The 12,194-nt window shown below is 59.4% G+C and carries 8 protein-coding genes and 1 pseudogene; 3 read left to right on the top strand and 6 right to left on the bottom strand.

What is annotated here, in order from left to right; translation table 11 throughout:
* The 6 genes and pseudogenes from ASG67_RS18855 to ASG67_RS09965 form a co-directional block, all read right to left on the bottom strand.
* Nucleotides 1–98: pseudogene (locus ASG67_RS18855) on the bottom strand (IS5/IS1182 family transposase); the annotation flags it as partial.
* Between the two features lie 64 nt (nt 99–162).
* Nucleotides 163–885 carry an IS6 family transposase gene (locus ASG67_RS09985; RefSeq protein ID WP_056529325.1) on the bottom strand — a complete coding sequence of 241 codons (723 nt, stop codon included), beginning with the start codon at nt 883–885 and terminating at the stop codon, nt 163–165.
* 115 nt (nt 886–1,000) lie between these two features.
* A complete protein-coding gene (locus tag ASG67_RS09980; RefSeq protein WP_056529326.1) occupies nt 1,001–1,774 on the bottom strand; it encodes an IclR family transcriptional regulator in 774 nt (257 codons plus the stop codon).
* A 476-nt stretch (nt 1,775–2,250) separates the two neighbouring features.
* The gene (locus ASG67_RS09975; RefSeq protein WP_056529322.1) at nt 2,251–5,670 is read right to left on the bottom strand and encodes a DUF4450 domain-containing protein; all 3,420 of its coding nucleotides are present in this window, start codon (nt 5,668–5,670) and stop codon (nt 2,251–2,253) included.
* Nucleotides 5,671–5,805: 135 nt separating this feature from the next.
* Nucleotides 5,806–6,984, bottom strand: a complete 1,179-nt coding sequence (locus ASG67_RS09970) for a BNR repeat-containing protein (protein ID WP_056529320.1) — start codon at nt 6,982–6,984, stop codon at nt 5,806–5,808.
* 179 nt (nt 6,985–7,163) lie between these two features.
* On the bottom strand, nt 7,164–10,082 hold the full coding sequence (locus ASG67_RS09965) for a TonB-dependent receptor (RefSeq protein WP_235535149.1): 2,919 nt from the start codon (nt 10,080–10,082) through the stop codon (nt 7,164–7,166).
* Between the two features lie 767 nt (nt 10,083–10,849).
* Between ASG67_RS09965 and ASG67_RS09960 the strand changes: the two genes are divergently transcribed.
* From ASG67_RS09960 to ASG67_RS09950, 3 genes are all read left to right on the top strand, one after another.
* Nucleotides 10,850–11,389 carry a DUF3489 domain-containing protein gene (locus tag ASG67_RS09960; protein ID WP_056529313.1) on the top strand — a complete coding sequence of 180 codons (540 nt, stop codon included), beginning with the start codon at nt 10,850–10,852 and terminating at the stop codon, nt 11,387–11,389.
* The gene (locus ASG67_RS09955) at nt 11,386–11,874 is read left to right on the top strand and encodes a DUF2924 domain-containing protein (RefSeq protein ID WP_082543432.1); all 489 of its coding nucleotides are present in this window, start codon (nt 11,386–11,388) and stop codon (nt 11,872–11,874) included. Before ASG67_RS09960 ends, ASG67_RS09955 begins: the two co-directional genes overlap by 4 nt.
* A partial coding sequence (locus ASG67_RS09950) for a recombinase family protein (protein ID WP_162244341.1) occupies nt 11,871–12,194 on the top strand: 324 nt, incomplete at its 3' end. The genes ASG67_RS09955 and ASG67_RS09950, both read left to right, overlap by 4 nt.

The raw sequence follows: 12,194 nt of genomic DNA, 5'->3' as shown, positions 1-12,194 counted from the left end.
CGCGATCTGCGGCCCGGGATGCAGGGCTGGATGCCCTTGGCTTCCAGGGCGTCCCTGAACCAATCGGCGTCATAACCACGGTCGCCAAGCAGCCATTGGGTGCTGTCAGTCTAATGCGAACCGCTCTCCATACGATGCAATTCGGGCTTTGAACGCAGCGGGCTAACTTGCGAGGATTTGCCATTCCGCCAGCGCAGCGGAACGGCGGTCCTTGTAGATCTGGCGGTCGACAAGGTGGCGTTCGAGATTGAAGTGGTTGTGGACGTTGGCGTGCACCGAGGCGAATTTCTGTAACGTCTTCATTCGCCTGAAACGCAACATAGCGCGCTCCCGTCGTCGGAACGACAGGTGGCTGTTCTCAACCCGGTTATTGGCCCACCGCCCGACCTCCTGCTTCTCGGCGTTGTCGAGTTCCCTCATGGCGGCACCGTACGAGCGCAGTCCGTCAGTGGTGATAGTCTCGGGCCTGCCATGACGCTTCAGCGCCTTCTTCATGAAGGTGAGCGCTGCCCCCTTATCCCTGGTCTTGGTGATGTAGCTTTCGAGGATCTCACCCTCCTGGTCGACCGCCCGCCAAAGGTACACCATCTCGCCGTTAAGCTTCACGTACATCTCGTCGAGGTGCCAGCGCCAGTGGCGAAAGCCCCGCATTGCGCCTACCCGCTGCCGGCGGATATCGCCGGCGAACATCGGACCGAACCTGTTCCACCACATCCGCACCGTCTCGTGACAGACGTCGATACCCCGCTCGAACAACAGGTCCTCGACGTTGCGCAGCGACAGCGGAAATCGGACGTACATCATGACCACGAGCCGGATCACCTCCGGCGACGAGTTGAAACGGCGGAACGGGCTAGGCGGCAGTGCCCTCGATTTTCGGCTCATCCACGGCCGGTATCATCCCCCCGCCCCGCCTACCACGTTGGTCTGACAACGCCCACTGCGCCGGTCAGCCAGTGCATTTGATTTGACGGAGCCGGGCTGACAGAGCCCTTAGCCGTCATCTGGCGCCGAGAAGCTTCGATATCTTATCACCAGCGGTTAGAAGATGATCGCGAGCCTCCTTTATGCCAATAGTTTGCGATCCATCAATCATCACTAGATATGGTATCGTTAAAGCAGCTGCCACGTCCCCACCGAAGTCAAATACGGGAACGCTAATATCGGTAACGCCCGCAGTTCTCGCGCTTGGCTGCATTTGATAACCTTGTGCTCGTACATGTGCCAAGCGCGCTATTAATGCTTCAGCCCTCTGACTCTCAAGACCAAGATTAGCAACTACTTCTTTATGGTCCGTACCTTTTTTAAATGCTAATAGTACCTGCCCTGAACAACTCGTGACAATGTCGATCACAGAACCGGTCCGCATCGCGAATCCTGCTGGCCCGGCGTTTTCTTGACGATGAATGACCAAACCCGCCCCGTTCACTCGGATGACAAGGTGTGACGACTGATTTGCAATGTCAGACAATGCTTGCATCACCGGAGCCGCGACGTTCGCCAGACCCTGGGCCCGTGTGCCGCGGAAGGCAACGTCGAGCATCTTGTACGTTATACCGTACTTGTCGCTTTGCAGGTTCTTCGTCAGCCATCCCCGCCGCTCCATCACGACCGTGATACGGAACACTTCGCCGATCGATCGGCCAAGACCTTGGCCGATCTCGCTGATCGTCAGCTCCTCCCCACGCGTGGCGAGCAGTTCCAAGATGTCCAGGGCGCGTTCCAGTGCTGGAGCAGCATATTCGGGTCGAGCTTTAGCCTTCATTTCCGTCATGGCCTGCCTATTCCACGTCACTTCGCTCAACAAAAGATGGTTGCCTAGCCTCGCCGCCCTTGCCGAGGCAAGGTGCAAGCTATCAAGCCTAGTGACGTAAGCAGCCGCGGGCTGCCAGTCGCGCGATTTGCAATCCAAGGGTAGAGCAGCCGTAGCACTGTCAACCAGATCGGCTGTTCCAGGGAAGCGATTGGCCAGTGGTTCTACTGCGCACGGCCTATGCCGACTGGCCGGATGCGGCGCGCAACTTGCCACAGAGCCAGTATCGGCACACTATTTTATATGAGAATGCCGTACCCATCTACCTGCATGGCCGGCATATGACGCGAACGTCAGGGACCGTTCTTCTCGCCAGATTGCGCAATACGGACGTCTCATCAGCGCACGCGGATGCTATGAACAATGCCCAGCACCATTCATTCGTTTAGCCCCGCGATGGGTCGGACGCCTCAACTCTGCTGCCGAGATCCGCAGGTCTACGCGATCGAGAGCGCCATGAGCCCGATGATGACCTCCATCGATAGGGTTTCCAGCTCCACTTCGCGCAGTTTGCATCCTGAGCGAAGAGGGAGAACCATCGCGACCGCCCTGCTGCCTTTGTCTAGTTGAAGGGTCGGCGGCGGAGTTTTCGGCAATGAGAAGCCGTCGATCGGGTAGTTATAGTCGCCTGCTACATCCCAGAAGTCTTTGGGATGATGGATATCATGACGCTCCTCAACACCGTCACTGTAACGCAGAATGACCTGACCGTTGGCGATACCGGTCTGCATCTGATTGGTTGTGCCTGATAACAGCAGAGCGATACTCGTGCCGGCACGGTCGACAGAAAAGGTGCGTTTAGTGGGCCAATTGTCCCAGAAACTGGTGAAAGCGATGTTCTTTGAGTTGGGGCTGAGCGTGAACGGCACGCCATTCGAGGCGGTCATTCGGCCGTTCTTTGGGATCAGTGCCGTGCCTACCGGTGGAGCGCTCACGTCCCAGAATGTCGCTGTCCACGCCGAGTAGCCATCATCTCCGATTTGAGCTGAAATGGCGTCAGGTCGAGGAGATAGGTACTTATGCGAGTAAATCTTCGATAGATCCGCATCGAGCGCCAGAGGTATTGCGGTCCAAGCCTCAGCAGGTGGAATTGCTTGAGCGGGAGCTGTGGCACCCTTAATATTCAATCGAAGCATCTGACGCCAACGCGCTGCCCCACTCTCCACCTCGGCCACCACCAAATGGTGGCCGGTAACACTGGCGCGTATCGATCCGACGATAACGCCCTTTTTGATCTCGGCGGACTGAAACACCTGTTGCGGATCTTCGAAGCGGACGATGCGGCCTCCCACGGCCGAAAGCACCAGCGGTTCGCGGCCACCAGACTGCACCTCCTTATCGCTGCCGATGGTTCCGGCGAAGTTGCCGTCGTGGGGCACCTCTACGCTCCATCGGGATACCGGTCCGGGCGAGGCTGAGACGAACCGGGGTGCGCCAATCCCCGCCTCCAATCGACCTGCCTGACGGCTACTTGAGTTGATCTTCCGTATCGAGCGAACCGGGACGGCCAATGTCACCTGGGCCGGCTGAGGCAAAACTACTGTGTACACATCGACACCGTCTTTTCGCTCGAAGGACAGGCCGACATCGGGATGATCAAGTGCCGCATGGTCCCAATCCGCAGGAAAGCGCGGCGTGATCGCCACGATACCCTGTGCGCGATCTGCGCGATATCCGAACAAGCCCTCGATCGTCGCTCGAACGAACATGTTCGTGGAATCTGAAAAATCTACCGAGGCGTACTTCTTGCCGGGAGGTTCGCACATGATCGCGCCCGGCGTCGCCGATGCAAAGCCCGACTGGCGAAATCCGCCCTGGAAGAGCGACCAAGCGTCGTCGTCAACGCCTGCCTGCCAGGCGGCGAGAGCAAGGTGAAGCGTATCCGCCGTATCGGCTTCGCGTACCGACCAGACATGCGGAACGAAGTTTGACGTATAGCATTGCTCTCCCCCTGCGGGCAGCGGCACGCGCTCGAGCCCCCAACGGGTGTAGTCGATCATCTGCAGTGCCATGTCGGCCGTCACCGCGCCGCAGTCGATCGGGATCGCCACGGAATACAGGCTGGTGTCGTCGTGTCGCCGTCGCGAGCCGAGTGCTTCAATATATTCGCCGACACATCCCCGCGCCCCGTTCCAAAGACGGTCCTTTATCGCGGTGCGGATCTTCGTCGCTTTCGCGCGGTGGGCGATGGCCGCGTCGACATCCCCCGCACGCTGCGCAAGCAGCGCTGCGGTATCGCATGCCCGGCAGGCGTATGCCGAGGCATATGGCGTAGCCCCGCCATTGTACCACATTGAGTCGCTCGCCCAGGTGTCCAAGAAGCTTTCGTAGAGTCCATCGCCATCAGGATCGAAGCAGTCGGTCATCCACTCGATGTGGAGATCAAGAGCCGGCCGCAGCAATCGCTCCAATTCGGTATTGCCCGAAGCGTGCCAGGCGTGGATCAGCTGGTCGAAGAAGACGGCCTGCATGTTGTAAAAGTTCTGGTCTTTCGCGACGTGGCCGCGACCGTAGAAACGACTGTCTTCCGCCGGCATGGAAAGCCGACGCCTGGGATCCTGTCGGATAGCGGTAGGTCCGCTCGTCTTCTGGGTTGGAAGGTAATACCGCGCGACCGTCAGTAGTCGATCATGCCAGCCAAGGCACGTCGATCCATAAAAGCTGCGCCATCCTATCAGCGGGACGTTCCAAGCCATCGCTCCATGCACGATCTGGGGATCGTAGAACGTCGCGTTGATGACCGCCGCGGCCGCTGGCAGCATCGCGTCAAGCTGTGCGTCGGGGGTGCGGATGACAACGCGTCGGGCGATCGCCGCCACCCGTGCCTGTGCCGTGCCAAATGCCGTGGCGAGGGCATCGGGAGCAAGTCTTGTTGGCATCGGCTTATCAGCGGCAACCGCGAGGGTCGGTGATCCTGCGGTCGGTACGCCGCTCGGCGCAGCGCCGGGCTTCGTCGGTTCGATCGCGAGAAACAACGGTTCGGATGTCATCGCTACCGTTCCCACCCCGATCGGACGCGTACCGGGCTTTGATTCAAGCAGCGCGTTTGGATCCGCCCATGCATCGGCATTGCAGGCGACGAACCGACCGGATCGGCTGGTAGTTAGACGGGTTCCGGCTCCGGTCAGGGTGCTCGACGCCTCAAAGCCGTGGCTGTCGATCAGGGTAATCCGGTTGCCATCGGCGTTACTCGGCCGGAACGGCTCCTCAAGCTCGTTCAGTCCTGGCGGGATGCCCCCATCATTTTGATGATTGCTGGCGGTCGCCTGCACCGACGGATGAAGTCCGGGATCAGCAGCCCACAGCAGATTGGGATGGTTCACGTTCATCAGCGCACCGTGCATCAGCACCGTTTCGGCAGCCTTGAGGCTGCCGGTCGCCGTGAGCCGTAATATCGCGCCGTCGCGACCGGACAGTGTCAATGCTTCTAGTTCGACGATCGTATCTGGAAATCGGGGATCACGCGCCGTCCAGCGCATCAGCCCCGCCGAGTAAGTCGACTCGATCTTAGCGAAATCGTGCAGCCAGGCTATCCGATTGCCGGCACGCCAGCCGACTAACAGAACCCCCAGCGGCCGGGGAGGCCCCATCAATCGCAATAGCGGTCGATCGCCCGCCATCAGTGTAAACGGACCATGATCCCCATATAGCGGCCTGTTGCCGAAGCGCCGCCCCCCGCGTGTCACGATGCCTTCTGGCGTCGGGATGTAGCGCAGGGTGGAATTCAAGGCGCCGGGGCTGACCCGTTGCGGTTCGGCCAGCACTGCGTTCACGGGGATGACAGTTGTCAGGCCAGCAATCGAACCGGAGCCGATGAAGGTGCGGCGGCTTATCCGCAGCCCTGTATGATCGGTCATAATCTTTCTCCACCACGAACGGGTTTTGAGTTTTCAGGAGGATGATTTCTTAGATCACACCCTCCAACCTGATGCTGCGATACGGCGACGAGCAGCGCTATCGATCTGCTTCTGGCAATGCTGCCAGCGCCTCGCTCAACGCTGTGGTTCGATCAGGCGCAGCACCGTCGGTTCGGCGATGTCCTCGTCAGGTAGGTCGCGATGCGCCGGACGGGTGGGCCAAGCCAAGGCGATGCCACTGTTTCCACTGTCCTCCAGTGTATTGAGGATCATGCCAGGCAGCACAGGAATCTGATCCCGAAGGCGATCAGCCAGTCGATCTCCGGGGCGCTCCTCAACACGCTTCAATGAGGCGGCATCGGCCAGGAAGCTGATCGGCTTACCGTCGCGAACGACGTCGACACGGACACGATCTTTCCCGACCGGTTCCGGCCCGCGCACGGACAGTCGGCTATCAAGCGAACCGCCGCCCCGAAAATCCCAACGGAAACCCCGCCAATCGCTGATCTGAGCGATCCGCCATCTCGTACCTTCCCATCGAGCGACGAAGATCTGCGTGTTTCCCGCCGCGTCAAACTTGTGATAAGTAATCATCGTATGACCGGCGGGGTCGAACCCTATCACGGTGTTGTTGTTGATCATCCCGCCTTCGACCGGCACCGCATCGACGATCTCAGCGCTTGCCAGTCTGATTGGCAACGTCAGTGGCGAGCCATCGGCACGGACCCAGTGAACCAAATCTCTACTTTTGGCATAGGAGAGATCGTGATTGGATTCGGCCATCGGGCTCTCACGCCAGACCCATGCTAGATGAAACCAACCGTCCGGACCAAGTCGCGGGCCGACAAAATATGCATTCCGGTGCCCTTCGCCATCAGTGAGTGGCGTCGACAGCAGGTGCTTCCAGCTGCGCGTAGCGGCGTCATAAACGTTGTAGACTTCGTTGCCGTTGCCGCTCTGCCCATCCCGGTACTTCATGATCAGTCGCCCACCCGCATCGCGCAGGAAGATCGGATACGTCATGCGTCGTTCGGCTGCGGTTTCGACCATCATCGACACCCGCGCCAGCGTGCGAACGTCGCCTGCTTGCGTGCTGCGATAATAGACAAGCGGATCCCCGTGCAGATTGGCAACGATGTGGATCTGGCCCAGGCTGTCGAGCGACATCGCGATATAGTTGTGGCTATCCCATCCGGTCCAGCTGTCGAGTTTATGATACACCCAAGCTGGAGCCGCACGCGGACGAGACGCGACCGTCAACTGGCGGTTGGCGTCATAATAGGCGACGATGACCGCCGCGTCAGTGACGACCATCGCGTAGCCTACGCGGTGGCTCGACCAAACGCGGTCTATTGCGGAAACTGCGTAGGGCGCTGGCACTACCGGCGCACCGAACGCTGGGCGATCAGGATAAAAAGCCGCCCCGGCGACAAGCGCCAGGGCGGAGAGGGGGAGGGGTGCGAAGAGGCGAAAGACCACGTTATCGTTCCTCGTCAAAAGGCAACGCGAACGCCAACCTGATACGTCCGGCCATCAAAATCAGCGCGACGTGGCTTTAGTTCGCTATTCTCAAATTCAATGCGCTCAGCATTTGTAAGATTGAACGCGTCGGCGGTCAGCGAGATGTTGTCCGCGATGTTGATCGACCCCGATGCATCAAGCTGACCACGTTGCTTTACCTGCCGCGCTGCGCCGGCAAAAGAGCCGCCCGCTGCAAGATCATACTTGCTACGATAGTTGTACGTGACCCGCACGCCGAACTGCTTCGCTTCGTAATAGCCGATGAAATTGGCAGTATGGCGTGAAACACCTGGAAGTATCGCCTCGGTACCATTGCTGGCAGTTCCGCTCACATCGGTTAGCGAGTAATTAAATGCGCCCCCGAGTCCAGAAAGAACACCAGGTAGAAAATCCAGGTTCTGCTGCACGGAAAACTCGAGGCCGCGCACCGTTACAGGGCTGGAGGCATTGACGTTGCCCGAGACCACGACCTGTACCGGCTGCCCGTTAAACACGCGCGTTGTGGATTGGCAGGAGTCGCCGACCAGCCGAAGAGGACCGAGACCAAAGCTGCCGCCATCTGTCGGGCATAGCAACGAGCGATCGGTGATCGGACCGATCAGGCCTGAGATCCGCTTCGAAAAGACAGCTAGCGAAACGTTGCCGCCCGGTCTGTTGTAAAATTCGAGTGAAACGTCGAACGAGTCTGCCGTGAACGGCTCGATATCAGTATTTCCCAGCGCGACGTTGAATGACGCGCCGCTGCCGGAGATGACGGTGGATGGCGAAACCTGGCGCGGCTGCGGCCGAACGAACGACCTATAATAGGCACCACGTAGCACTAGTTTCTCGGTGAGGTCAGCGGCAATCAATGCAGATGGCATCCACTCACCGTACTTTTTGATTTGCCGCACCGTTGTGGGTGCACCGAGTAGATACTGTGTAGAAACGGTCTCGTTGCGGGTGTGCTCGTACCGCAGCCCGATGTTAGAGCGCAGACGGATACCTCCCAATTGGCCCTCAAGCTTGGCCATGCCGTAGGTCGAGATAATATCGTTGTTGAGGTCAAAGTTGAGCTGTCCGACGCCACCGTCGGCCGTGTTGTTGATGTAGCCATTGGCGGTCAACGTTTGCCCTGGCCCCACCGTGACAGGCTTGAGGGCGGCGTTGGCAGCGGCAATATCCACAACCTGCCAGTTGCTGTTATAGCCTGCCACCTTCTTGCCGAAGAAATCGTTGGCAAATGGGCTGTTGATAATTAGGCTTTGGCTAATGTTCTGACTTTGCACGCCAAATACGGTGGAACGGAACTGTTGCGAGCTAAACTTTGTTTGCTCGGCACGAACGCCGACCTGAACGCTTTTGATGAAATCACTTGTGAAATACCGTTCGACGTCGGACTGGCCAGCGTAGAGTCGGTTTTTTGCGACACCTTCACTGCCTGCGACGATAAAAACGTCTCCTTGCGGGTTACGCAACTCGTTCGCGCTGATCACCGACCATGGTCCGGGGGTGTATGTAATTGCCGGGCTCGGCGTGATCGACGCGGCATAGTCACTGATATCACGACCACCCGACGCGATTGATCCACTGATGCCATTTCCTGTTGCACTTGGCAGCTTGCGATAGTCGAACTGGGTCTGGACAACCGAATTACGCGCATCAGAAAAAGAGAAGGTGTTCAGGATACGCAGATCATCCGACTTATAGCCAATATCACCATAAAGCCCGAGTGCGCGAACCATCGAAGGCTCAGACCGGCTCGAACCAAACACACTTGCGTTCCGGAAATCGTACCGGTTGATGTAAGTGTTGCCGTCGTCCAGCTTGAACGTCTCGCCGGTGGGGTTCACCACGGCTCTGGCGTCACGCACATCGTATTCGCTAAGCAGCGTGGTGGCGTCTTTGTAATTCCGCTGAGTATATATGCCGTTCAAACCAAAGGTCAGCCGGTCTGTCGCCGCCCACTCAACGCCGGATGCCATCGAGAAACGGTCGCCCTTATTCGTCTTAGTGAATTGACGAATATCCGAAGGGATCAGCACGCTGCCCGTCCCAAAGCGGGCCGTATAGTTCGGAGTGGTGGTAGCCGACAGCGGCGTATACTGATTGAAACTTATCGAATCACGGCGAAAGTTTTGTTTCGAGTATGCACCTGTTACATAGAATCCAAGCGTATGGTTAAGAAAATGCTTGGAGTATGATGCGCTGCCACCTGGATTAAATTTGTCGGTCAGTTCCTCGTACCCGCCCATCAGCTTCGCGGAGAAGGCTCCATCCTTGCGCGCCAATGCACGCTGAATTTGCAAATCGACATTGCCGCTGATGCCGCCGGACTGATCTGCGGCCGACGGCGATTTGACGATGACAAAGGCGCTGAAGATGTCGGATTCGAAGGCTCCTAAAGGACTTGATCCGTCGAGGATGGGGTCAGCGAAGGTGTTGCCATTGAACGTCGTGCGAGCATAGGTGCCAGGCAAGCCACGCAGATTGATGGTCGCGTCGCGGCTCTCTGCTTCCCGGTTTATCTGCACACCAGGAATGCGCTGCAGCGCTTCACCGACGTTTAGATCGGGGAACCGGCCAATGCCATCTGACGAGATGCCATCGGTAACTCCTACCGCATTCCGCTTTGTGGCAAGTGCATTGGCATAGCTCTGCCGGATACCTGTAACCACGATATCGCTGTCGACTGCCTGCTGCTCCTGTGGCGGTGACGAAGCCTCACTGGCGCGAACGGTATCGACGGCATTGGGATCGTCGCCGGCCACTGGAACTACGGTGCGGTCGGTTTGCGAGGTACTGGGCGTCGCCGGGTCTAGCGACTGAGTCTGGGCGGCGGCAGGCGATGCCAAGGCTGCGACTGAGACCGCCGCCAACCACGATCCGCGCAACGCACTTCGAAACATCATGCTTACCCTCCGCCCTGTCGTCGTGCTCGGCATTTGATCAGCCGGGCTACGATCCTAACGATGGCTACTGATACCTTTCTCCCAGATGTATTACAACTACTTTTATTAGCGATATTCGTTTTCATGCGTGGTTTGGGTTTTGGTTGGTGCTGCCAGCGGATGTAGGTCATCTTTAGGGACGGCCTGCGCCGCGAGATGAAGATCTTTTGCATATCGATGTTTCGACACCGATGTTTCATCCAGGTCAGACTGGCTGTGATTGGCAGTCGGTGCGTCTAAGCGGCCGTCAAAGTTATTTCGTGCCGTGGTGAACGTTCGCGGACGTTGTGTCCCCAGCGCGGTCAGGCGTCACCAAAGGCTCACATATTCTGCGGTGCCAACTTCCCCTAAGCCGACCTTTATCAAGGTGATGATCAAGCGAAGCCAAACGAGTAATTCTTGTACTATATATTTTTGCGGGTACGCCGGCGAGACCGACAAGGGCCGTATGCTCCAAACCGATCGATAAGCCGACTGAGCTGGTGCCGATTTCGCAGACACCAATTTAAGTGAATCGGTCTAGCCGTTCACTCATGCATCAAGGCCTGATGCAGCTGATCGAGCGGCGTCGGCTGACTGGACTTCGCGCTGCACCAGAGCGACAGCGGTGAGCGACTCGCCTTGGCATGAGATGCGCGGGCGTAGCCCTGATCGGTGCGACCGACAGGGCTGTAGGTTGTGCGAAGCGGCACTGATGCCGCTTCGCACAACCTTGCGAGGTCACCATCATGCCAAAGCTCTCCGACACCCAATTGATCCTGCTTGCCTCCGCCGCCCAGCGCGACGGTGGCAGCGTCCTCCCCCTGCCCGATACGCTGGCGGCAAAAGCGGCCAGCACGGAGAAGTCGATCGCGGCGCTGGTAAAGCAAGGGTTCGCTGAGGAACGTGAAACCAGCGATCACACAGCGGTCAGCCGGGTCGATGGCGACCTCCGCTACGGCGTCTTCGTGACGGCACCCGGGTTGGCCGCGATCGGTATCGAGGCTGAGGTGCCGGATAATGCGGAGGGCGGCACTGACGCTGGTGGTGGTTATGCCGCTACGCCTGTTGTTGCTGCTAATCCGGCTGCGCGGGCCACCAAGTCTGCCAGCGTTGTCGCCCTGCTGGAGCGCAACGGCGGCGCCACGCTGCCCGAGCTCATCTCAGCGACCGGCTGGCTGCCGCATACCACCCGGGCCGCGCTGACCGGGTTGCGCAAGAAGGGCCACCGCATCGTGCGTGGCACGCGCGGTGGCGCCACCTGCTACACCATCGGTGCCGCCGCATGAGCCGGATTGAAGCCGAGGTGGCGGCTCTGGAGGATATGTCGTCGGCAGCGCTGCGCGAGGCATGGGTCAGGCTGACCGCCACGCCAGTGCCGCGGATCAGCCCCAGGCTGCTGCGCCTGGCGCTGGCCTGGGAAATCCAGGCGCGCAAGCTTGGCGGGCTGTCGCGGGCGACGACGCGCAGCCTCGACCAGCTCGCCCGCGGCAGCTCCCGAACCGCAGCGCCCCGTGCGGGCATGCGGCTGGTCCGCGAGTGGCAGGGCCGTGCCCATGTCGTCACCATCGGCGAGGATCAGGTCATTCGCTGGGAGGAGCGCTGTTACGCCTCGCTGAGCGAGGTCGCCCGCGCGATCACCGGCACCCGCTGGTCGGGGCCGGCCTTTTTCGGGCTGAAGACCAAGGTGGCGGTTGCGGCCGAGCGAACCGGGCGTGCGTCACGATCGGCAACAGCGGCGGCAGCGGCATCAGCGGCAGGAGCGGCCGCATGAAGACGGTGCGCTGTGCGATCTACACCAGGAAGTCGAGCGAGGAGGGGCTCGAGCAGGACTTCAACAGCCTCGATGCGCAACGCGAATCCTGTGCCGCTTATATCCTCAGCCAGGCAAGCGAAGGCTGGACGCTGATCCCTGACCGCTATGACGATGGCGGTATCTCCGGTGGGACGCTGGCCCGCCCTGCCCTACAGCGTCTGCTCGCCGATGTCGTGACACGGCGCATCGACATCATCGTCGTCTACAAAGTCGACCGCCTCACCCGCTCGCTGCTCGACTTCTCCCGGCTCGTCGAGGCGTTCGATGCCGCGGACACC

The organism is Sphingomonas sp. Leaf339 (assembly GCF_001426195.1).
GTDB lineage: Bacteria > Pseudomonadota > Alphaproteobacteria > Sphingomonadales > Sphingomonadaceae > Sphingomonas.
Note: the sequence above shows the minus strand (reverse complement) of the source record. Positions and strands in the feature narration are given on the sequence as shown.